At 62.4% G+C, this 25,595-nt stretch carries 29 protein-coding genes; 17 read left to right on the top strand and 12 right to left on the bottom strand.

The window, feature by feature from the left end; genetic code table 11:
• Positions 1 to 9: 9 nt before the first annotated feature.
• Entirely contained in the window at positions 10 to 1,365 is a 1,356-nt protein-coding gene (locus AC07XZ_RS24470; RefSeq protein WP_102687809.1) for an MATE family efflux transporter, read from the top strand.
• A 91-nt stretch (positions 1,366 to 1,456) separates the two neighbouring features.
• Entirely contained in the window at positions 1,457 to 2,014 is a 558-nt protein-coding gene (locus AC07XZ_RS24465; RefSeq protein WP_102687808.1) for a YceI family protein, read from the top strand.
• 6 nt (positions 2,015 to 2,020) lie between these two features.
• On the opposite strand, the gene AC07XZ_RS24460 is transcribed toward AC07XZ_RS24465, so the two are convergent.
• Positions 2,021 to 2,248, bottom strand: a complete 228-nt coding sequence (locus AC07XZ_RS24460) for a YXWGXW repeat-containing protein (protein ID WP_102687807.1) — start codon at positions 2,246 to 2,248, stop codon at positions 2,021 to 2,023.
• Between the two features lie 183 nt (positions 2,249 to 2,431).
• Between AC07XZ_RS24460 and AC07XZ_RS24455 the strand changes: the two genes are divergently transcribed.
• Complete coding sequence (locus AC07XZ_RS24455; protein ID WP_085746020.1) at positions 2,432 to 3,118, top strand: GNAT family N-acetyltransferase; 687 nt, start codon at positions 2,432 to 2,434, stop codon at positions 3,116 to 3,118.
• 73 nt (positions 3,119 to 3,191) lie between these two features.
• On the opposite strand, the gene AC07XZ_RS24450 is transcribed toward AC07XZ_RS24455, so the two are convergent.
• A complete protein-coding gene (locus AC07XZ_RS24450; protein WP_085746021.1) occupies positions 3,192 to 3,632 on the bottom strand; it encodes a hotdog fold domain-containing protein in 441 nt (146 codons plus the stop codon).
• 156 nt (positions 3,633 to 3,788) lie between these two features.
• Between AC07XZ_RS24450 and AC07XZ_RS24445 the strand changes: the two genes are divergently transcribed.
• A complete protein-coding gene (locus AC07XZ_RS24445) occupies positions 3,789 to 4,415 on the top strand; it encodes a TetR/AcrR family transcriptional regulator (protein WP_085746022.1) in 627 nt (208 codons plus the stop codon).
• A gap of 193 nt (positions 4,416 to 4,608) precedes the next feature.
• On the opposite strand, the gene AC07XZ_RS24440 is transcribed toward AC07XZ_RS24445, so the two are convergent.
• Entirely contained in the window at positions 4,609 to 5,241 is a 633-nt protein-coding gene (locus AC07XZ_RS24440; protein WP_102687806.1) for a TetR/AcrR family transcriptional regulator, read from the bottom strand.
• 114 nt (positions 5,242 to 5,355) lie between these two features.
• Between AC07XZ_RS24440 and AC07XZ_RS24435 the strand changes: the two genes are divergently transcribed.
• A complete protein-coding gene (locus AC07XZ_RS24435; protein WP_102687805.1) occupies positions 5,356 to 5,940 on the top strand; it encodes an NAD(P)H-dependent oxidoreductase in 585 nt (194 codons plus the stop codon).
• Between the two features lie 3 nt (positions 5,941 to 5,943).
• Here the strand turns inward: AC07XZ_RS24435 and AC07XZ_RS24430 are convergent, their stop codons facing one another.
• Complete coding sequence (locus tag AC07XZ_RS24430) at positions 5,944 to 7,062, bottom strand: DmpA family aminopeptidase (protein WP_102687804.1); 1,119 nt, start codon at positions 7,060 to 7,062, stop codon at positions 5,944 to 5,946.
• A 38-nt stretch (positions 7,063 to 7,100) separates the two neighbouring features.
• Positions 7,101 to 8,204, bottom strand: coding sequence for a polyamine ABC transporter substrate-binding protein (locus tag AC07XZ_RS24425; protein WP_102687803.1), 1,104 nt, complete (start codon positions 8,202 to 8,204; stop codon positions 7,101 to 7,103).
• Positions 8,205 to 8,316: 112 nt separating this feature from the next.
• Here AC07XZ_RS24425 and AC07XZ_RS24420 point away from each other — a divergent pair, with 112 nt between their 5' ends.
• Positions 8,317 to 9,090: a helix-turn-helix transcriptional regulator gene (locus tag AC07XZ_RS24420; RefSeq protein ID WP_102687802.1), complete on the top strand. Its 774-nt coding sequence runs from the start codon at positions 8,317 to 8,319 to the stop codon at positions 9,088 to 9,090.
• 5 nt (positions 9,091 to 9,095) lie between these two features.
• Here the strand turns inward: AC07XZ_RS24420 and AC07XZ_RS24415 are convergent, their stop codons facing one another.
• The gene (locus AC07XZ_RS24415; RefSeq protein WP_085746028.1) at positions 9,096 to 10,037 is read right to left on the bottom strand and encodes a class I SAM-dependent methyltransferase; all 942 of its coding nucleotides are present in this window, start codon (positions 10,035 to 10,037) and stop codon (positions 9,096 to 9,098) included.
• A gap of 188 nt (positions 10,038 to 10,225) precedes the next feature.
• Between AC07XZ_RS24415 and AC07XZ_RS24410 the strand changes: the two genes are divergently transcribed.
• Positions 10,226 to 10,639: a response regulator gene (locus AC07XZ_RS24410; RefSeq protein WP_085746029.1), complete on the top strand. Its 414-nt coding sequence runs from the start codon at positions 10,226 to 10,228 to the stop codon at positions 10,637 to 10,639.
• Positions 10,640 to 10,702: 63 nt separating this feature from the next.
• The gene (locus AC07XZ_RS24405) at positions 10,703 to 11,371 is read left to right on the top strand and encodes an HAD family hydrolase (protein ID WP_102687801.1); all 669 of its coding nucleotides are present in this window, start codon (positions 10,703 to 10,705) and stop codon (positions 11,369 to 11,371) included.
• Here the strand turns inward: AC07XZ_RS24405 and AC07XZ_RS24400 are convergent.
• Complete coding sequence (locus AC07XZ_RS24400; RefSeq protein ID WP_085654273.1) at positions 11,365 to 12,024, bottom strand: methyltransferase family protein; 660 nt, start codon at positions 12,022 to 12,024, stop codon at positions 11,365 to 11,367. The two genes, AC07XZ_RS24405 and AC07XZ_RS24400, sit on opposite strands and share 7 nt — an antisense overlap.
• A 132-nt stretch (positions 12,025 to 12,156) precedes the next feature.
• Between AC07XZ_RS24400 and AC07XZ_RS24395 the strand changes: the two genes are divergently transcribed.
• Positions 12,157 to 13,074: a pyridoxal-phosphate dependent enzyme gene (locus AC07XZ_RS24395; RefSeq protein ID WP_102687800.1), complete on the top strand. Its 918-nt coding sequence runs from the start codon at positions 12,157 to 12,159 to the stop codon at positions 13,072 to 13,074.
• 418 nt (positions 13,075 to 13,492) lie between these two features.
• Here the strand turns inward: AC07XZ_RS24395 and AC07XZ_RS24390 are convergent, their stop codons facing one another.
• The gene (locus tag AC07XZ_RS24390; protein WP_102687799.1) at positions 13,493 to 13,864 is read right to left on the bottom strand and encodes an endonuclease domain-containing protein; all 372 of its coding nucleotides are present in this window, start codon (positions 13,862 to 13,864) and stop codon (positions 13,493 to 13,495) included.
• 127 nt (positions 13,865 to 13,991) lie between these two features.
• Between AC07XZ_RS24390 and AC07XZ_RS24385 the strand changes: the two genes are divergently transcribed.
• The gene (locus AC07XZ_RS24385) at positions 13,992 to 14,591 is read left to right on the top strand and encodes a DinB family protein (RefSeq protein ID WP_085746033.1); all 600 of its coding nucleotides are present in this window, start codon (positions 13,992 to 13,994) and stop codon (positions 14,589 to 14,591) included.
• Here the strand turns inward: AC07XZ_RS24385 and AC07XZ_RS24380 are convergent.
• On the bottom strand, positions 14,506 to 15,432 hold the full coding sequence (locus tag AC07XZ_RS24380) for a LysR substrate-binding domain-containing protein (protein WP_085602635.1): 927 nt from the start codon (positions 15,430 to 15,432) through the stop codon (positions 14,506 to 14,508). The two genes, AC07XZ_RS24385 and AC07XZ_RS24380, sit on opposite strands and share 86 nt — an antisense overlap.
• A 63-nt stretch (positions 15,433 to 15,495) precedes the next feature.
• Positions 15,496 to 16,389 (bottom strand): LysR substrate-binding domain-containing protein, encoded by an 894-nt coding sequence (locus AC07XZ_RS24375; protein WP_102687798.1) that lies wholly within the window; start codon positions 16,387 to 16,389, stop codon positions 15,496 to 15,498.
• 112 nt (positions 16,390 to 16,501) lie between these two features.
• On the opposite strand from AC07XZ_RS24375, the gene AC07XZ_RS24370 reads away from it, so the two are divergent.
• Genes AC07XZ_RS24370 through AC07XZ_RS24360 form a run of 3 tightly spaced genes read left to right on the top strand, consistent with a single transcriptional unit; the run spans position 16,502 to position 18,754 of the window.
• The gene (locus AC07XZ_RS24370) at positions 16,502 to 17,524 is read left to right on the top strand and encodes an aldo/keto reductase (RefSeq protein WP_102687797.1); all 1,023 of its coding nucleotides are present in this window, start codon (positions 16,502 to 16,504) and stop codon (positions 17,522 to 17,524) included.
• A complete protein-coding gene (locus AC07XZ_RS24365; RefSeq protein ID WP_007952959.1) occupies positions 17,521 to 18,318 on the top strand; it encodes an SDR family NAD(P)-dependent oxidoreductase in 798 nt (265 codons plus the stop codon). Before AC07XZ_RS24370 ends, AC07XZ_RS24365 begins: the two co-directional genes overlap by 4 nt.
• 25 nt (positions 18,319 to 18,343) lie before the next feature.
• Complete coding sequence (locus tag AC07XZ_RS24360) at positions 18,344 to 18,754, top strand: SRPBCC family protein (RefSeq protein WP_102687796.1); 411 nt, start codon at positions 18,344 to 18,346, stop codon at positions 18,752 to 18,754.
• 139 nt (positions 18,755 to 18,893) lie between these two features.
• Here the strand turns inward: AC07XZ_RS24360 and AC07XZ_RS24355 are convergent, their stop codons facing one another.
• On the bottom strand, positions 18,894 to 20,288 hold the full coding sequence (locus AC07XZ_RS24355; RefSeq protein ID WP_102687795.1) for a sensor histidine kinase: 1,395 nt from the start codon (positions 20,286 to 20,288) through the stop codon (positions 18,894 to 18,896).
• Positions 20,266 to 20,949 carry a response regulator transcription factor gene (locus AC07XZ_RS24350; RefSeq protein ID WP_007952956.1) on the bottom strand — a complete coding sequence of 228 codons (684 nt, stop codon included), beginning with the start codon at positions 20,947 to 20,949 and terminating at the stop codon, positions 20,266 to 20,268. Before AC07XZ_RS24350 ends, AC07XZ_RS24355 begins: the two co-directional genes overlap by 23 nt.
• Before the next feature lie 297 nt (positions 20,950 to 21,246).
• Here AC07XZ_RS24350 and AC07XZ_RS24345 point away from each other — a divergent pair, with 297 nt between their 5' ends.
• The 4 genes from AC07XZ_RS24345 (at position 21,247) to hcnC (ending at position 25,565) form a co-directional block, all read left to right on the top strand.
• Positions 21,247 to 22,185, top strand: a complete 939-nt coding sequence (locus tag AC07XZ_RS24345; protein ID WP_102687794.1) for a hypothetical protein — start codon at positions 21,247 to 21,249, stop codon at positions 22,183 to 22,185.
• Positions 22,186 to 22,592: 407 nt separating this feature from the next.
• Positions 22,593 to 22,907, top strand: coding sequence for a cyanide-forming glycine dehydrogenase subunit HcnA (gene hcnA, locus AC07XZ_RS24340; protein ID WP_102687833.1), 315 nt, complete (start codon positions 22,593 to 22,595; stop codon positions 22,905 to 22,907).
• The gene (gene hcnB, locus AC07XZ_RS24335; RefSeq protein ID WP_102687793.1) at positions 22,904 to 24,313 is read left to right on the top strand and encodes a cyanide-forming glycine dehydrogenase subunit HcnB; all 1,410 of its coding nucleotides are present in this window, start codon (positions 22,904 to 22,906) and stop codon (positions 24,311 to 24,313) included. Before hcnA ends, hcnB begins: the two co-directional genes overlap by 4 nt.
• Complete coding sequence (hcnC, locus tag AC07XZ_RS24330) at positions 24,306 to 25,565, top strand: cyanide-forming glycine dehydrogenase subunit HcnC (protein WP_102687792.1); 1,260 nt, start codon at positions 24,306 to 24,308, stop codon at positions 25,563 to 25,565. The genes hcnB and hcnC overlap by 8 nt, the downstream gene beginning before the upstream one ends.
• Positions 25,566 to 25,595 lie beyond the last annotated feature (30 nt).

The raw sequence follows: 25,595 nt of genomic DNA, 5'->3' as shown, positions 1-25,595 counted from the left end.
GGACCCTCAATGCAAACCCCCGCTCAATCCCCCCTCTGGAAAACCTACCTGCTGTTCCTGGCCCCGATGGTGCTGTCGAACTTCCTGCAATCGATGTCGGGCACGGTCAACAGCATCTACATCGGCCAGATGCTCGGTACGCAGGCGCTGGCGGCGGTGTCGGGGATGTTTCCGATCATCTTTTTCTTTATCGCGCTGGTCATCGGTCTGGGCGCCGGGGCAGGGGTGTTGATCGGTCAGGCGTGGGGGGCGCGTGAGTCGCACATGGTCAAGGCGATTGCCGGTGCGACGTTGTTGCTGGGGGTGTTGATCGGGCTGGTGGCGGCGGTGCTGGGCAGTGTGTTTGCGCGTGAGGCCTTACAGGGTTTGGGCACGCCGGCGGATGTGCTGGATGATGCGGTGGCCTATGCCCGGGTGATGATGTGGACCTTGCCGGTTGTGCTGGTGTACGTGTTGTTCACCCAGTTGTTGCGCGGGGTGAGTGACACGCTGTCGCCGATGCTGGCGCTGTTGCTGTCGACCGTGGTCGGACTGGCGCTGACCCCGGCGTTCATTCGCGGCTGGTTCGGCTTGCCGCAACTGGGGATTCAAAGCGCGGCGTTCGCCGGTCTGGCCGGTACGCTGGCGGCGATGGCGTGGCTGTCATGGAGCCTGATCCGCAAGGGCCATCCGCTGGCGCCGGATCGCGAGTTCTTCGCGGCGCTGCGACTGGACGGCGCGATTCTCGGCAAGGTGTTGCGCATCGGTCTGCCGACCGGGGTGCAGATGATCGTGCTGTCGCTGTCGGAGCTGGTGATTCTGGCGCTGGTCAACCAGCACGGCTCGCAGGCGACGGCGGCGTATGGCGCGGTGACGCAGATCGTCAATTACGTGCAGTTTCCGGCGCTGTCGATTGCGATCACCGCGTCGATCCTCGGCGCCCAGGCGATCGGTGCCGGACGGCTTGAGCGGATGGGGCCGATCCTGCGCACCGGGCTTTGGATCAACGTGTGCCTGACGGGTGGTTTGATCCTGGCGGGTTACCTGTTGTCGCACTGGTTGCTCGGGCTGTTCCTGACCGAAGACTCGACCCGGGTGATGGCCGAGCATCTGTTGCACATCATGTTGTGGAGCCTGCTGATCTTCGGTTTCCAGGCGATCATCGGCGGCATCATGCGCGCCAGCGGCACGGTGCTGGTGCCGGTGGGCGTGGCGATCATCTGTGTGCTCGGCGTGCAGTTGCCGGCGGCCTACTGGCTGGACGGGCAGTTCGGTTTGCAGGGCGTGTGGATGGCGTTCCCGATTGCGTATCTTGGGATGCTGGTGCTGCAGACGCTGTATTACACGCGGGTCTGGAAGCACCAGAAGATCGAGCGGTTGGTGTGACGGACTGATCCGGTTGGGCGTTGGCGGAACTGGCGCAAGTGACGGATGTTTGCTTAAGTCATTCGAGCCCCATCGGGCGCCGGAGCATTGCATGTCGATTCGATTGTTGTTGGCGGCCGCGTCTTTCCTGACCTTCATCCCTGCTGCGAATGCGGTGGAGTACACCCGGGTCAACACCACCGCCAGCCAGATCAGTTTCACCTACAACCAGATGGGCTCGCGGATGTACGGCACCTTCGGCAAGTTCGACGCGATGCTGGATTTCGACAGCGACAACCTGGCCAGCGCCCGCACCACGCTGCACATCGACCTCACCAGCATCGACGCCGGCAGTGAAGATGCCAACACCGAGCTGGTGAAACCGGCATGGTTCGACACCGAAAAATTCCCGGTGGCGGTGTTTGAATCGACCCGCTTCAGTCCGGCCGGCGACAACCGTTATCTGGTCGACGGCCACCTCACCCTCAAAGGCATCACCCGTGAGGTGCAGGTGCCGGTGCAACTCAAACCCGACAGCAGCATCGGCATTTTTGACGGCGAACTGGTACTCAAGCGCGACGAGTTCGGCCTTGGCGCGGGGGAGTGGGCGGACACCGTGGTGTCGAAGGACATCGACATCAAGTTCAAGGTCGTTGCCCCCGCGCAGTGAAGGGCCTCAATACGCCCGCCAATGTCCCGGCATCCAGCGCCATTGGTTGTCGGCCCAGCGGTAATGCCCGGCGACCCAGTGATAACCCGGCGCAGGCATGACCGGAACCACTTCGACGATCGGTGGTGGCCGATGCGGGCGAACCGGTTCGACGACACAGCCCGACAGGGTAATCGCCACCAGCGCGGCAGCGAGCAAGCATTTCATTGTTTTCGCGCAACGCAGAACGTTCATGGCAGCTCCTCAAGGCGTGCGTCGGAAAATGAACGCAGCTGAAAAATTGGACGCCAAGTCGGCGAAAGATCCGTTCTCGGGCAGATGAAATTTTTGTCAGGCTTGCACAGGGTATTATGTCGCGGTTCGCCGGTCGCTCAACCTACCCGGCAACTTGTGTTTTACCGCCGGAGTTCCCCCGCCATGCCCCGCATCACCCACTACAAATCCCCATGCCCCGAAGGCGTCAACAGTCAGATCCTGCAGATGGTGGTCGACAACCTGACCGACATCAGTGCCATCGGTCTCGGCCCGAGCAACCTGCTGTACAACGTCTATCAGTACGCGGTCGGCTACGAGGTGCATCTGTATCTGGAGGCGTTGAACGGCGAGAAGGGCACCGAGGTGGAACTGCTGGTGGCCACCGATGACGATGACCCCGAGCAGGTGATCGGCTTCCTGTTGTACCTGCCGGTGCAGGGTGATTGGGAGGCGTGCAACGTGGCCTATCTGGCAGTGCGCGAGGGGCATCGACGTCAGGGCGTAGCCCGTTCGCTGATCGCGGACATGGTGGCGCGTTACCCCCATGCCGAGCTGACCTGCAGCGTCGGCAAGGTGCCGTATTTCGAGGCGCTGGGCTTTGAAGTACTGGGCCAACTGGAGACGCAGGTGCTGATGAGCACCCGGCACTACCGCAGCAACGGGCTGCGCGGTTTTATCGACACGACGCCGATCTACCGTTCGCTGGAAGTGCAGCAGATCCACACCTACTTGCTGCAAAAGCACGGCAAGCGCGCAATGCTCGATGCCGAGAAACAGCGCGACCGGCATCTGGATCAGGTCACCCGCCGCACCGAAGAATTTGTTCGTCAGCGCCTGACCGTTCACTGATCCCTTCTCTTTGAAACGACGAAAGCCCTTGTTGCGATCAGCGCAGCAAGGGCTTTTTTTTGTGCCGGTGATTTCAGGACAGTTTCACGTTCATGGTGATGCGCGCCGTGAACACTTTCCTGCCTTCGGCGTCGTGGACATCCACCGGTACGATCTTGTCGCCTTCGGTCTGCCAGTCCAGTCCTTCGCCGTTGGCCACGGCGGTCACGTCGGTCTTGGCCTTGGCCAGGTATTCGACGGTCATGCCTTTTGGAATCCAGCGCGCGCCGGCGGGAATCGACACGTCGGTCATCATCCCGGCCGCCAATTCGGCAGCGTTGCACAGGGCGATGGCGTGCACGGTACCGAGGTGGTTGGTGATCTCGCGGCGAAACGGCACTTGCACCTGCGCCGAACCTGCCCGCAACTCGGTCACCAGCGGATTGATGGTGCTGAAGTACGGCGCGACCTGGCAGGCCATCTGGCTGAACGCCTGGGAGCCGACGCTGTTGAACATGCTGAGAAACTGACTCATGGATGAAGCCTCGCAGTAAATGGATTTACAGAATCATGTTCCGCTACAGAATATTGTTCTGTAACGGAACGGTATTCTGTCCGCGGGAAATCTGTCAACCTGTGCGTGTTTCGATCATCGGCACGGATGTGCCCTTTACCCGGATTTTCAAGGCTCATGGACACCGCAGATCTACTCGAACGCAGCTACCCCGGCCGCCGCGCCGAACTCAAGCGCGACATCTTTCGCAAGGCCCTGCGCCTCTTCAACGAGCAGGGCATCGAGGCCACTACCATCGAAATGATCCGTGCCGAGTGCGACACCAGTGTCGGGGCGATCTACCACCATTTCGGCAACAAGGAAGGGCTGGTGGCCGCGCTGTTCTTCACCGCGCTGGAGGATCAGGCGCGCCTGCGCGACGCCTATCTGGCTGACGCGACGACCACCGAAGAGGGCGTGCAGGCGTTGGTCTACAGCTATGTGGATTGGGTCGAGAACCAACCGGAATGGGCGCGGTTCCAGTATCACGCGCGTTATGCCGTGACCCGGGGGCCGCACAAGGATGAACTGGCCGAGCGCAACAAGACCCGCAATCTGGGCCTGCGTACCTGGCTGGCCGAGTCCGGGCGCGTGGCTGAGCTCAATGAATGCCCGGCGGAACTGCTGCCATCGCTGATCGTCGGTCAGGCCGACAGCTATTGCCGCGCGTGGTTGTCCGGGCGAGTGCAGGGCAGTCCGAAGGCTTATCGCGAATTGCTGGCCCAGGCCACGTGGCGTTCGATCCGCCGCGAACCCGAACGCTGATTTTCAGAGACAAAAAAAGAGCCTCAAGACTCTTTGATGGGGAGGAAGTAGAGCCCGCGAGGCTCAAGATGCGCATGAAGCCAGGTGCGGGCTTGATTGGGGTTCAGAGCACCCGCACCTACGCAACGGCTTGGCGGACCAAGCGACTGCGTAGTTCCATCGTAGGAAGGTGGGCTGATGCGCTCAAGTACCGTCAGTCACCTGCCTGGGTAGCGCGTGCGGCGGCTCTTTCGACCATCGCAATGATGGTTGCCAACAGCTCGTCACGGGCCTGTTCTGCGCTGATTTCGTCGGTGGCCGCCGCTTGTGACAGGGCTTCAGCGGCGCCGAGCATGGCGCGCAATCCTGCCTGTCCGATCTCTGCGCCGTCAGCGAATGGCGACAGCACATTGCGGCATTTCTCCAGAAAGATCGCCTCGTATTCGCGCTTGATCTTCTCCAGTTCCGGCGTGCTTGCCAAGGCGGCAATCACCCCCGGAATCTCGTTGCCCTGGGTCAGCACGCAATCGACATACGCCGTGGCAATCACCGTCGCAGTGCCGCTCAAGGTCGCTTCGGCATTGGCCAGTGCTGCGTCCATCACCGCCGTCTGGCGTCGGTCGAAATCCTGATACAGCGCTGCGAGCAGACCGGCGCGGGTGGTGAAATGGTCGTAGACCACCGGTTTGGTCACGCCGGCCTTTTCCGACAGATAACCGAGGGTCAGGGCATCGGTGCCTTCTTCGCGAATCAGTTGCCAGGCCATGTCGAGCAACTGGCGCTGGCGGTCTTCCCGTGACAGGCGTCGACGGGGTTGTGCGGGTTCTGGGATTTCAGTGGTTGACATCGCTTATATACCAAACGTAACTTACTGAAGGTAACTTACTAGTAGTAGCTTACCAATCGTAGCTTTTCGCAAGGGTAAGCCCTTGGTCAGCAATCACCAACCGGAGATTTCCCGATGCACGCACTGATTGTTGTCGATCACGATGATCCACGCTCACTGACTCACGCGTTGGCGCAGCAGATTGCCAAAGGCCTGTCGGAAAGCGATCCCTCCAACACCTTCGAAATCGCCGACCTGCACGCCGAGGAATTCGATCCGCGCTTCGGCGTGGCTGACTGGGCGGTGCATCACCGCGAATCCGCGCCACCGCAAGACGTACTGGACGAGCAGGCGCGCATCGACCGAGCCGATGCGCTGGTGCTGGTTTATCCGGTGTTCTGGTGGTCGATGCCGGCGCTGCTCAAGGGCTGGATCGACCGGGTGTTCAGCAATGGCTGGGCGTACGATTTCGACGGCGACAAGACGCTGAAAAAACTCGGACGATTGCGCGTGCACCTGGTCGGACTCGGCGGAGCGGATGTGCGCACTTACGAGCGCCACGGCTACGGCGCGGCGATGAAGACGCAGATCGATCACGGCATTTTCGACTACTGCGGGGCGACAGTGGCGGGCTCGGCGTTGTTGCTGGAGTCCGAGTCGAGCGATCCGGCGATGCAGTTGCAGGCGGCGCGCGAACTCGGACTTGGGTTGTTCCGCTGAGTGTCAGCGAGCACCCGGCCAGCCGGCTTTTTCCAGGGCGGCCAGCAGGGTGGCGGCATCCAGCCCCGGCACCGAATGCCCGTTGCCTTCGGTGCTGTCGCTGGCAAGCAAGGCGTTGATGATCGCTTCTTCCACAGCCTCGGTCGCTGCCAGAAACAGCTCGCTGATGTGATCGTTGTTGACCATCCGCAAGCCGTTGCAGGTCGACGCGCCTTTGCCTTCGTAAGCGGCGGGCGGGATATGACCGTTGCCGGTGGCGAAGGCGATAAAGATGTCGCCGCTGTGATCCTCATTGCCGCCGCCGGTGCGCGCCAGACCGAGGCTCGCCCGTTGCGCCAGTCGCGTGCATTGATGCGGCAACAGCGGTGCATCGGTGGCGAGGGCCACTACGATCGAGCCCATGCCCGGATGTGGCAACGAAGCGCGCAGGAACGGCGAATCCACCTGTTCCATATATCGCCCGACCGGGTAGCCGTCGACTCGCAACTCGCTGCGAATCCCGTGGTTGGCCTGGACGATGGCACCCACTGTCCAGCCACCCTGAGCCTTGCTCAAGCGGCGTGATGCGGTGCCGATCCCGCCCTTGAATTCATGACAGATCATGCCGCTGCCACCGCCCACCGCGCCTTCCTGCACCGGGCCGTCAGCGGCGTTGCTCATCGCTTCGGCCACATGCTTGGGCTTCACATGAAAGCCGTTGATGTCGTTGAGCAAGCCATCGAAGGTTTCCAGCACCACCGGCATGTTCCAGTAGAGACGACCGTCATCCGGTTGCTGCGCGCGATCCAGTTCGATCAAGGCATCGCGCACCACGCCGAGGCTGTGGGTGTTGGTGAAGGCGATCGGACTGGTCAGCAGGCCGGCTTCGCGAATCCATTCAAGTCCCGTGGCATCGCCATTGCCGTTAAGCACATGGACCCCCGCGAAACACGGCTGGGCATTGGTCGAACCGGCGCGTGGTTCGATCAGGGTGACGCCGCTGCAAATGTCACGACCGCTGGCGGCGCGGCCGCGTACGTTGCTATGGCCGATTCGTACACCGGGTACGTCGGTGATGGTGTTGAGCGGGCCAGGCTGCAATTGACCGATGCGGATATGGAGATCGCGGGCACGTGGTTTCATTGATGTTCTCTCTGTTGAAGGCAGTGATTCGAGGGCTTTTATTGACCGTTCTTGACCTTGCTCCACACCCGCGTACGCACCCGCTCGGTGGCTTTGGGCAAAGGTTCGAGGGTGTACAACGTGGCCATCGCCGTGGCTGACGGGTACACCGCCGGGTTGTCGCGGGTGGTCTGGGCAACCAGCGCCGTGGCGGCGCGATTGCCGTTGGGGTAGGACAGGTGATCGCTGACCGGCGCAATCACATCGGGCCGCAGCAGGTAGTCGATGAACGCGAGACCCTGAGCCGGATGCGGTGCGTCCTTGAGCAAGACCAGTGTGTCGAACCACACCGGCGCGCCTTCCTTCGGCAGGCTGTACTGGATTTTCACGCCGTTGCCGGCCTGCTCGGCGGTGGTCCTGGCTTCGAGCATCGCGCCGGACCAGCCGACCGCCACGCAGATGTTGCCGTTGGACAGATCACTGATGAATTTCGAGGAGTTGAAGTAGGCAATGTGCGGGCGCAGTTTCAGCAGCAGCGCTTCGGCTTTCTGATAGTCCTCGGCGTTGGTGCTGTTCGGCGGCAGGCCGAGATAATGCAGCGCGACCGGGAGCATTTCCGACGGCGAATCGAGCATCGCCACACCGCATTCGCCGAGCTTGGCCAGGTTCTCTTCCTTGAACACCAGGTCCCACGAATCCACCGGGGCCTTGTCGCCCAGCACGGCGCGCACCTTGTCGACGTTGTAGCCGATGCCGTTGGTGCCCCACAGATAAGGTACGGCGTACTGGTTGCCGGGGTCGTTATTGGCCAGTTTGTTCAGCAGGTCGTTGTCGAGGTTCTTCCAGCCGGGCAGTTGGTCGCGGGGCAGCGGGGCGAGGGCGCCGGCCTTGATCAGGGTCGGCAGGCTGAAATTGCTCGCCACCACCACGTCGTAGCCGCTGCGGCTGGTCATCAGTTTGCCTTCCAGGACTTCGGCGCTGTCGAAGGTGTCGTAGACCGGTTCGATACCGCTGTCACGCTTGAAATCATGCAGGGTGTTCGGGCCGATGTAGTCGTACCAGTTATAGACATGCACGCTCGGCGCATCGGCTGCCTGCGCACTCAGCGCCGCGGACAAAATGCCCATCAGACCCAGGTTGATATACCCACGATGACCACGCATGATGCGGCACTCCTGGCCTGTTGGCAGGCCGGTGATGAACAGGAGTGGTCAGCCTATCGGGCGGGCCGCGCCGCACCCATTCCCATCATGGGTTACTCAAAAGGGGTAGAGCGTGGACGCGTTGCTGCAGGAATTGCCGGTGCATCAGAGCCTGTCGCGGGTGTTCGCCACGGTCGGTCAGGACGGTTTCTGGCGCGCGCTGGTCGATACGCTGCGGTTGCTGGTGCCGCTGGACAATGCGCTGGTGGCGGTGATGCAGACGGGGCGCCCGCCGCAATTGCTGATCGACTTCGACAGTCAGGGCCGCGCCGACGAGCAGGAAGAACTGGCCGGTTACTGTGCCGGCATGTACCTGCTCGATCCGTTCTATCAGGCCGCCTGCGCCGGGATCGCCGATGGTTTGCACAGCCTCGCGTCGGTTGCGCCGGACCAGTTTCTGCACAGCGAGTACTACCAGAGTTACTTCCGCTCGGTGGTCGGCGCAGATGAGCTGCAATTTCTGGTCAACCTCGACGACGGCGTGCTCGGATTGTCGATGGGCCGTTCGACGGCGTTCAGTTTGCAGGAGCAGGGGCGCCTGCTCTGCGTGCGGGATTGGGTGCTGTCAGCGATGCGTCGGCATGTGCAGTTGATGCCGCCGCAAGGTGCGGCGGTCGAGGCGCCGGTCGGCGATATTGCGGCGCTGCTCGACCGCTTCGACGCCCGTCTGACCGCGCGCGAGATCGATACGGCGCGTCTGATTCTCCAGGGCTTTTCCAGCAAGGCCATCGCCCAGCACATGAACATTTCGCCGGAGACCGTGAAGGTGCACCGGCGCAATCTCTATCACAAGCTCAACGTCACCGGGCATGGCGAGTTGTTTGCGCTGGTGTTGCGGCCGCGCTGAGCGGGTCAGCCGATCTGCTTGAACAGCAGCGCCTTCAGACCGCTTTCAGGGTCGATATCCGGAAACTCCGGCGGGTTTTCCAGCCGTTGTTCGAAGCGCAGGCTCGGCGCTTCCTGGGTCACGCCATCGATCAGGAAGTCCGAACCGAACGAAGGGTCGTTCATGCAGGCCAGCACCGTGCCCTGCGCCGTCAGCAATTCCGGCAGACGACGCAGCACGCGCTGGTAATCCTTGGTCAGCAGAAAACTGCCTTTCTGGAACGACGGCGGGTCGATGATCACCAGATCATAAGGGCCGCTGTTGATTACCTTGCCCCAGGATTTGAACAGGTCGTGGCCGAGGAAACTCACCTTGCTCAGGTCATGCCCGTTCAGCCGGTGATTGTCGCGGCCCCGGCTCAACGCGGCGCGGGACATGTCGAGGTTGACCACATGGCTGGCGCCGCCCTCGATGGCCGCCACCGAGAAGCCGCAGGTGTAGGCGAACAGGTTAAGTACCCGTTTGCCCGCCGCCTGTTCGCGCACCCAGTTGCGCCCGTAACGCATGTCGAGGAACAGCCCGGTGTTTTGTTTGCGGCCCAGATCCACCCGATATTTGAGTTCGCCCTCGACGATGGTCATTTCGTCGATTTCTTCACCGAGCAGCCATTCGGCGGTGCTTTGCGGCAGGTAACGGTGCTGGATCAGCAAAGTGTGGGCGCCGGACTGCTGCCATGGCGCCGAACCGGTGATTTCAAGCAACAGACGCTTGAGGTCTTCCAGCTGCGAAGCCTCGGGCTCCTTGAACAACGACACCAGCACCACGCCTTGCAGCCAGTCCACGGTGACTTGCTCCAGCCCCGGCCAGCAACGCCCGCGCCCATGGAACAGGCGCCGGGTTTCGGCGGGTGCCGACGTCAGCGCGTTGAGCAGGTGGGTATGGAGAACGGCGAGGGCTTGAGGGTTCATCAATCAGGATCGGCCAGCAAAAGGGCGCGCATTTTAACCGCAATTACGCGGCGGCGACTGCCCGTTGACCCAGTGTTATCGAAAAGACCTGTATCAAAAATGAATTTCTGTAGAAGGTGCTGCTCATACCTGATAAGCAGCGGATTCAAGCCGCTAAATCGTTCATGCAATTCAGGGAGTGCCAGTTCATGTGTCCAATTTCCACGTCGAGCGCGCACCTTCCTGGCGGGTTGATTCTGGTAGTCGAGGATGATCCGTTGATTCTGGAGTTTCTGTGCGAAATTCTTCAGGAGGAAGGTTTCAAGGTCGAGCCGCAGACCAGTGCCGATGCGGCTTCGCAATACCTGGAAGAGCACGCGCCCGAAGTCGCGCTGCTGCTCACCGACATCACCATGCCCGGCACCCTCAACGGGGCGGACCTGGCCAATCTGGTCGGCGAGCGCTGGCCGGACAAACCGGTGATGGTCATGTCCGGTTATGAAACGCCGGAAACCTCGGGCGTGAAGCATCCGGTGGCGTTCATCAAGAAGCCGTGGGCCATCGGCCAGTTGCTCGACTGTGTGGACGGTGCGTTCAAGTCCAAGGCGCCGCGTCTGCACTGAAGCGTCCCGCAAGTGCTACATTGCCGGGCAACGTTGCCCGGCCCCTTGCGAGGAAGTGATCTTTTGTCTGCTCACGATGCTGTTTTCAACCGCGCGTTCGGCGCGTTCCTGTTCGACATGGACGGCACCGTCCTCAACTCCATCGCCGCCGCCGAGCGGATCTGGTCCGCCTGGGCCGTGCGCCACGGGGTGAACGTCGAAACGTTCCTGCCGACCATCCACGGCGTGCGCGCCATCGACACCATCACGCGTTTGAACCTGCCGGGCGTGGACGCCGAGGCGCAAGCAGCGCTCATCACCGAAGCGGAAATCGAAGACGTCGAAGGCATTGTCGAGATCCCCGGCGCGGCAGCGTTTCTCAAATCGTTACCGGCGGATCGCTGGGCCATGGTGACCTCGGCGCCACGGGATCTGGCATTGCGGCGGATGGCGGCGGCGGGTATTCCGGAGCCTGCGGTGATGATCACCGCTGAAGACGTGACCGCCGGCAAACCGGATCCGGCCGGTTATCGACTGGCCGCCAAACGCTTGGGCCTGGAACCGGCGGACTGCCTGATTTTCGAAGACGCCACCGTCGGTATTCAGGCCGCTGAAGCCGCCGGTGCGCCGTTGATGATCATCACCACGACTCACCAGCATCCGTTTGAAACTGCACACGCGACCATCGCCAGTTACCGCGACATTGCGCTGAGCATCGACAGCGACGGCCAGTTGCGCCTGCAACGTCAATAAACTCCGGGCACCAAGCGCCAGCTGCGGGCGCAATAGGCGTCGTATTCGGCACCGAACTGCGTGCGCAGCAGGGCCTCTTCGGAGTGGATGCGGGCGATCAGCGGGATCAGCGTCAGCGCCGCGAGCAACAGGCCGACCACCGAGCGAAACGCCAGCGCCCAACCGATCGCATTGATCACCAGCCCCAGATAACTGGGGTTGCGCAGATGCCGGTAGATGCCTTCGGTGACCAACCGGTGCCCCGGCTGAATCGCCACCAACCCGCTGAACCGATGGCCCAACACAAACACAGGCCACAAGCGCAACCCGCCACCGACGATAAACAGCAACGCGCCCAGCCAACGGGTACCTTCGCGGCCGATGGTCCAAAAGCCGATGCGGTCGCAGTAAGCCGGCAGAAAGGCACTGACCAATCCGATTACGGCGAACGCCGGAATCACCCAGCGATTGGCCCGGTCCTCGCGCTCGCCGGTGCTCAGATTCACTTCCGTGAACAGCGACGCCACCACCATGGCCAGCGTGGCCAGGGCCACCACGACCAACGCGCCGTGAGAAAAAAACACCGCCACGCCACCGATGCCCCACATCGCCAGGCCCAGATAGGCGAGGGTGGCGAGCACGGCGACCACGGTCATTTGCGCAGACATTTTCATAAGCACCTCACGGCTGTTCCGTTCAGTGTAGATCCCGGCACGATCCCCGGCGTTTAGCTGGTGGCAGGGGCGTGGACTAAACTTCAGGCAGAGACGTTCCGATCATCCGAGCCGCCGCTTCGCGAGTCCGCCATGCTGCACATCCGCACGCCGCTGATCCTCCATCCGACACTGTCGACCGCGTCCCGGCGCATCTGGCTGAAGCTGGAAAACCTGCAACCGTGCGGCTCGTTCAAGCTGCGTGGCATGGGCTTGTTGTGCAGTCAGGCAGCGGCGCAGGGCAAGCGCAAGGTCGTGTGTCCGTCCGGCGGCAATGCCGGACTGGCCACGGCGGTGGCCGCCGTCAGCCTGGGCCTGCAAGCCTGCATCGTGGTGCCGCACACCACACCGGAAGCGACCCGCGCACGTATTCGCCGCACCGGCGCGGAGGTTATCGTCCACGGCAAAGTCTGGGACGAGGCCAACCAGCGAGCGCGGGAACTGGCCAGCGCGGCAGACACCGAATACGTGCCGGCCTTCGACCACCCGGTACTGTGGGAAGGGCACAGCACGATGGTCGACGAAATCCTCGACGACTGCCCGCAGGTCGATACTGTGGTCACGTCGGTCGGCGGCGGTGGTTTGCTGGCGGGAATTCTCACCGGGCTGCTGCGCCACGACCGCCGCGACTGCCGCATCGTCACCTGCGAAACCGCAGGCGCCGCCTCGTTCGCCGCCGCCGTCCAGGCTGGCCATCCGGTGCGTCTGAGCCGTATCGACAGCGTCGCCACCTCCCTCGGCGCCGCCCAGGTGGCGGCTTGGCCGGTAGAGCATATCGGCGAGTTCGATCATGAGTGTCTGGTGCTGTCAGATGACGACGCGATCATGGGCGTGGTGCGTTATGCCAGTGATCTGCGGCAGTTGGTGGAGCCGGCGTGCGGGGTTTCGCTGGCGGTGGCGTATCTCGACCATCCGACGCTGGCGGGGGCGCATGATGTGGTGGTCATTGTTTGTGGCGGGGTGAGTATCAGTGCGCAGCTGGTGGCGGGGTGGGCGCGGTTGGGATCTTGAATGCTCATGGATTCCGTGTCGACCGCTGGCCCTCACCCCAGCCCTCTCCCGGAGGGAGAGGGGGCCGACCGAGGTGTCTTGAGAGGTACATCGACCTGATGCACCGAGTCGATTATGGATTCCAAGCATTGGCCTGAGACACAGATTCGATTATGGGTTCCGGGACTGTCGTGCATTCTGCGTCGACCGTTGGCCCTCACCCCAGCCCTCTCCCCGGGGGAGAGGGAGTCGACCGAGGTGTCTTAAGAGGTACATCGACCTGAAAAACCGAGTCCATTATGGATTCCAAGCATCGACCTGAAAAACCGAGTCGATTATGGATTCACCGCAGATTTTTCAGGTCGATGTATTCCGACAATATCCCCCGATCGGCTCCCTCTCCCTCCGGGAGAGGGCTGGGGTGAGGGCGCTTTTCGGATCAGGATCGCGCTCTCAAAACCTCCGCAACCCGCACAATCTGCTCCAGCACATCCCCCATCTGCCGAATCACCTCCAGATTGCTGAACCGCACCACCTCAATCCCCAGCCGCTGAAGATAAACCGTACGCCGCCGGTCATGAATTTCTCCCGTCTCCTCAAAATGCTGCCCCCCATCCAGCTCCACCGCCAACTTCAATTCCACACAATAGAAATCCAGCACGAACGGCGGAACCGGCACCTGCCGGCGAAATTTCAGCCCCGCCACCTGCCGCGCCCGCAGCTTCTGCCAGAGCAGTTGTTCGCAGTCCGTCTGGGAGGTGCGCAAGTGGCGGGCGAACTGGCGTTGGGCGAAAGTAGGGCGATTTTGCATGCTTCACGTCCTTGTGAAGGGGATGGAGATTTCACTGTAGACCCGACCAATAGTCAGCACCACCGCCATTCCCGCGAGAGAGGTCTATCCTAGGCGGAGCCCTTTTTCGTGCCTACGGTGACCCGCGATGATCAATCTGGCCACGGCCCATCTGCTCACGGACTACAAGACCTGGGCCAATCAGCGTCTGTTCGACAGCCTGCAAGCGCTGCCGGCGGGGGAGACGACGAGGGAGCGCAAGACGGTTTTCAAGAACATGATCGGTACGCTGAACCACATCTACGTGGTCGACCGGATCTGGCAAGCGCACCTCGAAGGGCGCGAGCACGGTTTCACGACGTCCCATGATCTGGTGCACGCCGATCTCGGCGAGTTGCGTCAGGCCCAGCAGGAAGTCGACGGCTGGTATCGCACCTGGAGCGCGCAGCAGACCGAAGCCTCGCTGAACCGCCCGATCGATTTCAAATTCGTGTCCGGCGATGGCGGCACCATGAATGCCGGGGCGATCCTGATGCACGTGATCAACCACAACAACTACCACCGTGGCTGGGTGGTGCAGATGTATTTCGAGATCCCGCAGATGCCGCCGATGACCGACCTGCCGGTGTACCTGCGCGAGGTCGATCCGGGGTTCAAGCCGATCAGTGCGCCTGTGGCGGAAGAGGCGCCGACATGTGATGGGCAATCAGCGAGCGCAGCCAGCGTTCCGCCGGATCGTTGTCGTTGACCCCGTTCCAGACCATCGACAGCTCCGACGGCACGATGTCGAACGGCGGGTCGTCGGCACGCAACACGCTGCTGCCTTCGACCAATGCGCAGGCGGCGAAGTCCGGCACGGTGGCGAGCATGTCGGTGCCGGCCAGAATCGCCCGCAGCGGAGCGAATTGCGGCACCGCCAGCACCACGCGCCGGGCGCGGTTGATTCGCGCCAGATCGTTGTCGATAGCGCCGCCCAGATCCCCGGAAAACGACACCAGCGCATGGGGTCGTTCGCAGTATTCGTCGAGGGTCAGTGCGCCGGGACGATCATCGCCGCGCAGGATCTTGCAGCGCAGGTCCCGCAGCTTTTTGCGTTTGGCATTGGCCGGCAATTCGGTGGTGTAACTGACGCCGACGGAAATTTCCCCGGACGCCAGCATCGACGACATCAGCAGGAAATTCACCCGGCGGATCACCACCACCACGTCCGGTGCTTCTTCGCGCAATTGCTTGAGCAGCGGCGGCAGCAGGCCGAACTCGGCGTCGTCCGACAGACCGATGCGAAACACGTCGCGGCTGCTCAGCGGGTCGAAATCCTTGGCCCGGCTGACCGCCCCGGAGATGGTGTCCATCGCCGGCTGCAATTCCTTGAGAATCGCCAGCGCCCGCTGGGTTGGTTCCAGCACGCGGCCATTGCGCACCAGCAACGGGTCGTCGAACAGGTCGCGCAGTTTCGCCAGTGAAGCACTGACGGCGGGCTGGCCGAGGAACAGCTTTTCCCCGGCGCGGGTCAGGTTCTTTTCGAACATCAGGGTTTCGAAAATCACCAACAGGTTCATGTCCACGCGACGCAGGTCATTGCGGTTCATGCCGGAAGACTCGCTGGTTTTTTGAGTCTTCTCAGTAAAGCAGCAAAGTCTCGCGCTGTCGGGTCACTGGGCGGGATCGACCCCGGTCAAAACCTTGCGAAACGTTTCCACCAGCGGCCGCAGGTTGATCCGGTGCCACGCCGCCCACAACGGCGTGGTGAACGCCAGCCACGGCACTTCCCGCAGCACCACGCCCGGCGGTGCGTTATGGCTCAGGCCTTTCTGGATCATCGCTATACCCAGCCCCGAGGCCACCAGCCCCAACGCGGTAAATGGCTCCGAGGCCTGCATCCGTACATCCGGGGTGAAACCCGCGCGGATGCAGGCGCTGACGAACTCATCGTCAGCGCCTTGGCGTGGCTGCACGCCGATCCATTCCTGATCGGCGAGATCCGCTGGGGTCAGCGATGGCAGTTTGTTGAGCGGGTGATGTTCGGGCAGCGCCAGCAGCATCGGGTCGTCCAGCACCTGAAAGCCCAGCAGGTCGGGGTCGTCGATCGTCGGCGGCTCACTGACCAGCGCGATGTCGAGGCTACGCTGACGCAGGCCTTCCAGTTGTTCGGCGGAACTCAGGTTGTACAGCGCGACATGCACGTTGGGCCGATCGACTCGCAGCACGCGCAAGGCATTGGGCAAGACCCCGGCGTGCATCGCGTTCTCGATGTAGCCGATGCACAGGCCGCCTTCTTCGCCACGGCCCAGGCGTTTGCCGAGGGATTCCAGGCGGTTGGCGTGGGTCAGCAGGGCGCGGGTTTCGGCGAGAAAGGTCTGGCCGTCGCGGGTCAGGCGGATGCGCTGCTGGCTGCGTTCGAACAGGGTCAGGCCCAGGCGTTCTTCGAGCTGGGCGATCTGCCGGCTCAGGGGCGACTGGGAAATGTGCAGGCGCTCGGCGGCGCGGCCGACGTGTTCTTCCTCGGCGACGGCGACGAAGTAGCGCAATTGGCGGATGTCGATCATGTCAGACCTTCAAGGACTCAAGTTCTACGGATTATGTCTTGGACGGTCTGAGTGGCGCAATCTAGGATCTGCTCAACGGTCAACACCGACCACGAACTACGAGGACAGCATCATGAGCTTGAAAGACAAACTCCCCGGCCAACTCGGCTTTGGCACCGCGCCACTGGGCAACATGTTCCGCGCCATTCCTGAAGAAGAAGCCCAGGCTACCGTGCACGCGGCGTGGGATGCCGGCGTGCGTTACTTCGACACCGCGCCGTTCTACGGCTCGGGCCTTTCGGAAATCCGCCTCGGCGAAGCACTGTCCCGCTACAAGCGCGACGACTATGTGCTCAGCACCAAGGTCGGCCGGGTAATTCTCGATGAAGTCGAAGACGCCGCCGCCCGGGATCTGGGCGAGAAAAGCGGGGTGTTCGAGCACGGTCGCCCGAACAAGATCGTCAACGACTACAGCGCCGACGCCACGTTGCGCTCGATCGAAGACAGCCTCAAGCGTCTGAAAACCGATCGCCTCGACATCGTCTGGGTCCACGACATCGCTCAGGATTTCTACGGCGACCAATGGCTCGAGTATTTCAATCAGGCACGCACCGGCGCCTTCAAAGTCCTGACCCGCCTGCGTGAAGAAGGCGTGATCAAGGGCTGGGGCCTGGGCGTGAACAAGGTTGAACCGTGCGAGTTGACGCTGGACCTGACCGAGGCGCAGCCTGACGGCTTCCTGCTGGCCGGCCGCTACACCTTGCTTGACCACGACCGTGCCTTGCAGCGTTTGATGGATTCGGCCCGGGCGCAGAACGTTGAAATCGTTGTCGGCGGTCCATACAGCTCGGGGATCCTGGCCGGCGGTGCGCACTTCGAATACCAGAAAGCCAGTCCTGAAATCGTTGCCAGAGTCGAGCAGATCAAACGCATCGCTGCCGCCTACGGCGTCGATGTCAAAGCGGCTGCACTACAATTCTCGCTGGCCAATCCGGCCGTGGCGGCAGTGATTCCCGGCGCGAGCAAACCGGGGCGCATCGCTGAAGATGTGGCGGCGCTGTCGGCGGTCATTCCGGCCGGTTTCTGGCAGGCCATGCGTGAAGCGAAACTGGTGTCCGAACGTGCACCATTACCCATCGACGAGGTGAAAGCATGAAGATCGATCTGAGCGGAAAACTGGCGATTGTCAGCGGCAGCACGGCGGGCATCGGTTTGGGCATCAGCCAGTCGCTGGCCGAGGCGGGCGCCACGGTGGTGGTGATCGGTCGCGACGCGGCCAAGGTCGAGCAGGCGCTGGCAAGCATTCGAGACAAGGTGCCGGGCGCGCAACTGCGGGGTCTGACGGCGGATCTGGGCACGGCCGAAGGCGCGCAGAAACTGTTCGCCGCTGAGCCGAAAGCCGACATCCTGGTGAACAACCTCGGCATCTACAACGCCGTGGATTTCTTCGATGCGCCGGACGATGAGTGGACGCGCTTCTATGAAATCAATGTGATCTCCGGCGTGCGCCTGTCGCGGCATTACGTGCCGGCGATGGTCGAGCAGGGCTGGGGCCGGGTGATCTTCCTGTCTTCGGAATCCGGCGTGGCCACCCCGGCCGACATGATCAACTACGGCGTGACCAAAAGCGCCAACCTCGCGGTGTCCCATGGCCTTGCCAAACGCCTGGCGGGCACCGGGGTTACGGTCAACGCGATCCTCCCGGGGCCGACCTTCACCGACGGTGTCGAAGAAATGCTCAAGGATGCCGCCGCCGAATCTGGGCGCAGCCTGCGGGACGAGGCTGACGCCTTTGTGCGCCGGGCCCGTCCGAGCTCGATCATCCAGCGCGTGGCGGATGTCGAAGAGGTCGCGCACCTGGTCACCTACATCGCTTCACCGCTGTCCTCGGCCACCACCGGCGCCGCTTTGCGGGTCGATGGCGGCGTAGTCGACAGCCTGACTATCTGAATTTATCGAGAGAGACTTTTTATTTATGGCAACAGCATCAGCAACGATCGACATCCCGGCTTCGGCCGATCAGGTCTGGCAATTGATTGGCGGCTTCAACACCTTGCCGGACTGGCTGCCGTTCATTCCCAACAGCGAACTGAGCGAAGGCGGACGTGTGCGCACCCTGCAAACCGCTGACGGTGGCGTGGTGGTCGAGCGTCTGGAAACGTTCGATAACGCGGGCAAAACCTACAGCTATTCGATCGAGCAGGCACCGTTTCCGGCCACCGATTATCTGGCGACGATTCGCGTTGAAGCCCAAGGGCAGGGCGCGAAGGTGACGTGGTCGGGACGCTTCACGGCCAAGGGCGTGAGTGATGAGGAAGTGGTGGCGCTGTTCAGCGGGATCTATCAGGGTGGGCTCGAAGCGCTGCGCGCCAACTACCCAACATAACCCGTAATGATCGTTCCCACGTCGAGGCGTCGAACCGTCTGCGTGGGAATGCCTCAAGGGACGCTCCGCGTTCCAGCTCTGGAAGGGACGCGGAGCGTCCCGGGCTGCATTCCCACGCAGAGCGTGGGAACGATCTATCTCAAGACTGTGAAATCAGGCTCTGCCGACAATCCAGCACCAGCTTCGCCCCGCCCAGATCACTGCGTCCTACCTCAAGACTGAACCCATGCAGGTTGACGATCGCCGCGACGATCGACAGTCCCAGGCCAAAGCCATTCTGCAATTGCCCGCCCTCGGCGCGGTAGAACCGCTGGAACACCGCCTCCCGTTCCGACTCGGGAATGCCGGGCCCGGAGTCATGCACTTCGATCCGCGTATGCCCCGCATCATTGACCCCGCGCAACACCACCGTGCCACCGGCCGGGGTGAACTTGATCGAGTTGCTCAACAGGTTCGCCAGCGCTTCAAACAGCAACGCCCGATCGCCGTTCAGCATCGGCAGAGTTTCCGGCATGTTCAGCTCGAAGTGCAGCTCGTCGTCTTCGGCCAGCGGCAGATAGAACTCGTGCAGTTCCTGCAGCAACAACACCGGATCAAGCTCGACAAAACCCGAGCGCCGCTGACGATCCTCCAGTTCGGAAATCCTCAATAAACCGCGAAACCGCGCCATCAGCGTATCGGCCTCGGCCAGCACCAGATCCAGTTGCGCCGCTTCCGGCGAGCCTTCGCCGGCCTGCTGCTGCATGCGATACAACTGCGCGCGCAAGCGGGTCAGCGGGGTGCGCAGGTCATGGGCGATGTTGTCGCACACGCCTTTGACTTCGTTCATCAAGCGCTCGATGCGATCGAGCATGGCATTGACGATGGCGGCGAGCATGTCCAGCTCATCTCGGCGATTGGACAGTGGCAAACGGTGGGTCAGATCGCCGGCGACAATCGACTGGGCGCTGGCCTGGATCGCCCGGATCCGTCGCAGTGGCCGACGACGCAGCAAATGCCAGCCGATGATCCCCGGCACAATCGTCAGCGACACGCCCCAGAGCAGCGCATGCAGAATGATCTTCGTCACCGCGAACAGTGAGCCGTTGTCGCGCAACAGCACCAGCCAGCGGCCGTCGCGGGTCGGGGTGGCTACCGCGTCGCAGCTGTCGGCGGGCAGGGTCGGGTCGTCGGAGTCGGCGCATTCGCTGAGCATGTGGATCTTGCCGTCCAGCGGCAGGCCCTCGGGGATCCTCTGCAACGCGCCACCCAGGTAACGGTGCTGAGCGTCGAACAGACCGTAGGCGTCGATGCCACGAATGTCGAAGGTCATGCTGGCGGCGAGCGCGTCTTCCAGCTGATCGCCGCGAAAGTGCGAAAACAGATGCTGACGTTGCATCAGCGAATGTTTGGCCAGATTGTCGAGATAACCGGACACCTCGAAGTACATGACCCCCATGAGGATCGCGCTCCAGGCCACGAACAACGAACTATACAGCGCCAGCAAGCGGCTGCTGGAGGAGCGCCAACCGTCAGACGGGTTCGGCAATGACATAACCCGAGCCTCGCACCGTGCGGATCAGCGGGACGTTGCCCGGCGGGTCGATCTTCTTGCGCAGGCGGCCGATGTGCACGTCGATCAGGTTGGTGCCGGGGTCGAAGTGATAGCCCCAGACCTCTTCGAAAATCATCATCCGCGACAGGATCTGGCCGCTGTTGCGCATCAGGAATTCCAGCAATTTGTACTCGGTCGGCAGCAGCGTCAGCACCTGTTCGGCGCGGCGGGCTTCGTGGCTGATCAGATCGAGTTGCAGATCCGCCACCTGCAACGTGGTCGGCTGGGCGCCATTGCTGTTCTGGCGACGCAGCAATACTTCGACCCGGGCGGCCATTTCATCGGTGGCGAACGGTTTGGTTAGGTAGTCATCGCCGCCGGCGCGCAAGCCGCGCACGCGCTCGTCGACATCGGAGAGGGCGCTGATCATCAGGATCGGCGTGGCCACGCCCATGGTGCGCAGGGTGGTGACGATGGCCAGGCCATCAAGCTCCGGCAGCATGCGGTCGAGGGTGATCAGGTCGTAGTTGCCGCTGACGGCGCGGTCCAGGCCTTCACGGCCGTTGTCGACCCAGTCCACGTCGAGGCCGTGGCTGCTCAGTTCGGCGACAATTTCCCGGGCGGTCACGGCGTCGTCTTCGATGGTGAGGATGCGAGTCATGGTGGGCCTGCTGGTCTGTTCAAACGCAATGGCAGCATTTTGCCAAGATTTTGCGCCGGCGCTTTAAATTAACTTTCATGTTTTAGCGGATACAAACGCCACGGCCGGGCTTTTGTGCCAATGCATAAAACCCGCTGTTATCGACCCGTTGTTGCAATTTGCATGGTCTTAGGAAGTTCAGACTTTTTAAGCTATTGAATTCAAACGATTTATTTAATGTGGGCGACTGGCACGGTCACTGCAATTCCTCTGATGACGAGTTGTAACACCATTTTTCATGCCTGGAGCACTACAACAATGAATAGATCCTCTGATGGGTTTTATCCTGCCTACGAAGGAGAGTCGAGCAACGTCTCGGGGGTGTCCTGGGGCGCGATCTTCGCAGGGGCTGCCGCTGCGGCGGCACTGTCGCTGATTCTCGTGCTGCTGGGCTTCGGTCTGGGCTTTTCCGCCGTTTCCCCGTGGGCCGGGGAGGGCGTCAGCGCCAAGGGCCTGGGCATTTCAACGATCATCTGGCTGGCCGCTACTCAAATCATCGCCTCGGGACTGGGTGGCTACATCGCCGGTCGCCTGCGGGTGAAATGGGCCAACATGCACGGTGACGAGGTGTATTTCCGCGACACCGCCCATGGCTTCCTTTCCTGGTGTGTAGCGACGCTGGTCACCGCAACGCTGGTGGTCGGCTCGGTCAGCAGCATCGTCAGCGGCGGCGTGCAGGCCGGTGCGAGTGTTGTCGGCGGCGCTGCCGGTGCCATGACGCAAGCGGCCGGCACGGCGGCCGGCAACACCGACAGTGACCAGTACGGCTACTTCGTCGACAGCCTGTTCCGCGACGATCGTCCCGCCGCCGTCAGCGATGACGCCGCCCGTGGCACCGTGACCCGGATCTTCGCCCAAAGCCTGGCCAACGGTCAGCTCAGCGCCGAAGACCGGACCTACCTCGCGCAACTGGTCGCTCAGCGTACCAACCTGACCCAGGCCGACGCCGAACGTCGGGTCGATGAAATCTACGCCCGTACCCAGAAAGCCATCGCCGACGCCAAGCTGAAAGCGCAACAAGCCGCCGACACCGCCGCCAAAGTCGCTGCCTGGACCACGCTGTGGATGTTCATCGCACTGTTGGCCGGTGCGTTCTTCGCCAGCCTCTCGGCCACCTTCGGCGGTCGCCGCCGGGATGCGGTCGAGTACGTCGAAGTCGAAACCTACACCACGACCACGCTGCCGCCAGTCCGTTAATCAAGGAGAACCACCATGCGCTCACTACTGCTGTTTTTCCTCGGTGTTCCAATCCCGATCATCATCCTGATCGCCCTGTTCGTGCACTGATTCCTTGAGGCACATGCCTTGGCCGCTTCCACCTTCGGGTTGAAGCGGCTTTTTGCTTTCTGCGCGGGGCCGAAGGCGCAGAACCGACCAGTCATTTCCATGGCCTGGATCAATATTCGTCGGCGCAATATCCCCTACCGTGAAATTTCCAGGCCCTTGCCGCTGGATCGACTACATTGCTTGCGCGCACTTTGCTGCGCGAGCGGAACCAACCTGCCGGCCCGATAGAGAGCGATAAACCCCACGAGCCGGCGAGGTGTAGTGCAGCAAGGAGCTGTTTCAACCTCACCTGAACCTTTTCACGGATGATCATCGCAATGCACTGCCTAGAAAGAACCTTCGATATCCAGCCCTTGGCACAGGCGGATATGACTGTCCACATCAACGGCCAGCCGGTCACCGCCGCCATCGGCGAAACCGTGCTCAGCGTCATTCAGTCCCTCGGCGTGCGCCAGGTCGCGCGCAACGATCACAACCAGATCAGCGGTGCCTATTGCGGCATGGGCGTGTGCCAGTGCTGCCTGGTGAAAATCAACGGCCGGCACAAGCGTCGAGCCTGCCAGACCGTGGTGCGCGACGGCATGCTGATCGAGACCCAAGTCAACCGCATTCACGGGCAGGAGGTGGTATGAGCCTGCATCCGGTGATCGTCGGCGGTGGCCCGGCGGGAATGGCCGCGGCCATCGAACTGGCCCTGCACGGGGTGCGCTGCACCTTGTTTGAAGAGGCTTCGCGCCTGGGTGGCGTGGTCTATCGCGGGCCGCTGCGTGACGGCGTGCAGCTGGATTACCTGGGGCCGCGCTATTCCGAGGCGCTGGGCAAACTGCACGGTGATTTTCAGGAGCAGTCCGGGCTGATCGACGTGCGCCTCAACCACCGCGTGGTCGGCGCCGAAGGCACGCGCTCGCTGGTGGTGCTGGACGGCGACGAGCGTCTGCACGAAATCGAATACCCGCAGTTGCTGCTGGCCGCCGGTTGCCATGAACGCAGCGTGCCGTTTCCAGGCTGGACGCTGCCCGGCGTGATCATGCTCGGCGGCCTGCAATTGCAGATCAAAAGTGGCGTGGTCAAACCGCAGGGGCCGGTGGTGATTGCCGGTACCGGGCCGCTGTTGCCGCTGGTGGCGACCCAGTTGCATGCGTCGGGTGTGAGCGTGGCCGGGGTCTACGAGGCCTGCGCATTCGGCAAGATCGCCAAGGAAAGTCTGGCACTGCTGAACAAGCCGCAACTGTTCCTCGATGGCTTGAGCATGCTCGCTTATCTGAAACTGCATGGCATCCCCATGAACTACGGCTGGGGCGTGGTCGAAGCGCACGGCGAAGGCGAACTGAAAAGCGTCAGCGTGGCGCCGTACTCGGCAACGTGGGAGCCGGACATGAGTCGCGTCGAACGCTTCGAGGCGAAGACACTCGCGGTCGGCTACGGCTTCATTCCGCGCACGCAACTGAGTCAGCAAATGGGCCTGGATCACGGCTTCAGCGACGACGGTTACCTGCGCGCCAACGCCAACATCTGGCAGCAAAGCAGCGAGCCCCACGTGCATCTGGCCGGTGACATGGGCGGGATTCGCGGCGGTGAAGCGGCGATGCTGGCCGGCAAGATCGCGGCGACCTCGATCCTGCTGCAACGCGGTGTGCTCGAAGAGGAACTGGCGCGCGTCCGTCGCGACCGTTATCTGGGCAAACTCAAAGCCATCGTGCGCTTCCGCGCGGCGGTGGATCGCTACACCGAACGCGGCGTCGGGCAGACCGCATTGCCGGCTGCCGACACGGTGATCTGCCGCTGCGAACACGCGACCCGCGCCGACATCGACCGCGCGCTGGAGCAGGGCGTACAAGACATCGCCAGCCTGAAAATGCGCACCCGCGTAAGCATGGGCGACTGTCAGGGGCGGATGTGCGTCGGCTATTGCAGCGACCGCTTGCGTCAGTCCACCGGGCGCAAGGATGTCGGCTGGCTGCGGCCGCGCTTCCCCATCGATCCGATTCCTTTTTCCGCGTTCCAGTCCCTCGGCACGGAGGCCGTTTCCCATGAGTAAGTTCTATGACGTGGTCATCGCCGGCGGCGGTGTGATCGGCGCGTCCATCGCCTACCAATTGTCCAAGCGCAAAGGCCTCAAGGTTGCGCTGATCGACGCCAAGCGTCCGGGCAACGCGACCCGCGCTTCGGCCGGTGGTTTGTGGGCGATTGGCGAGTCGGTGGGATTGGGTTGCGGGGTGATTTTCTTCCGCATGATGTCGGCCAACCGCAAGCGCGAAACCCAGGGCGCGGCGGTGGCGGTTGACTCCAGCACACCGCACATCCTGCCGCCGTCATTCTTCGATTTTGCCTTGCAGTCCAACGCGCTGTACCCGGCGTTGCACCGTGAGCTGCGTGACAATCACGGGATGGATTTCAAGTTCGAAAAGACCGGGCTCAAATTCGTGATCTATGACGATGAAGACCGGTTGTACGCCGAGCACATCGTCGGCTGCATTCCGCACCTGGCCGATCAGGTGCGCTGGCTGGATCAGGCGGCATTGCGCGAGTCAGAGCCGAGCGTCAGCCATGAAGCGCGCGGGGCGCTGGAGTTTCTCTGCGACCACCAGGTCAGCCCGTTCCGCCTGGCCGACGCCTACACCGAAGGTGCCCGGCAGAATGGCGTGGACATGTACGTCAACACCAACATAGCCGGCGTGCTGCATCACGGCTCGCGGGTGACTGGCGTACAGACGGCCGAAGCCGGGGTGTTTCACTGCAAGACCCTGATCAACGCCGCTGGCGCTTGGGCGGCGGATTTGAGCGAGTGGGCCACGGGCATTCGCATTCCGGTGAAACCGGTGAAAGGCCAGATCCTGCTGACCGAGCGCCTGCCGAAAATCCTCAACGGTTGCCTGACCACCAGCGATTGCTACATGGCGCAGAAGGACAACGGCGAAATCCTGATCGGCAGCACCACCGAGGACAAGGGCTTCGACGTCACCACCACCTGGCCGGAAATCGCCGGGCTGGTGCAAGGCGCGGTGCGTTGCCTGCCGGAACTGGCGGACATCAACCTCAAGCGAACCTGGGCCGGGCTGCGGCCGGGCTCGCCGGATGAGCTGCCGATTCTCGGGCCGATGGCCGGGGTAGAGGGTTATCTCAACGCCTGCGGGCATTTCCGCACCGGGGTGCTGACGTCGGCGATCACCGGGGTGTTGCTGGACAAACTGGTCAACGATGAACCGCTGCCGCTGGACATCACGCCGTTTCTGGCGGACCGGTTTGAAGTAGCGCCGGCCAAAGAAGAGAGGGAGCTGGAGATAGCCTGAGCCTGCTGGCTGTGATCGTTCCCACGTCGA

The organism is Pseudomonas sp. GW458-11-26-14-LB4, from assembly GCF_059423925.1.
Note: the sequence above shows the minus strand (reverse complement) of the source record. Positions and strands in the feature narration are given on the sequence as shown.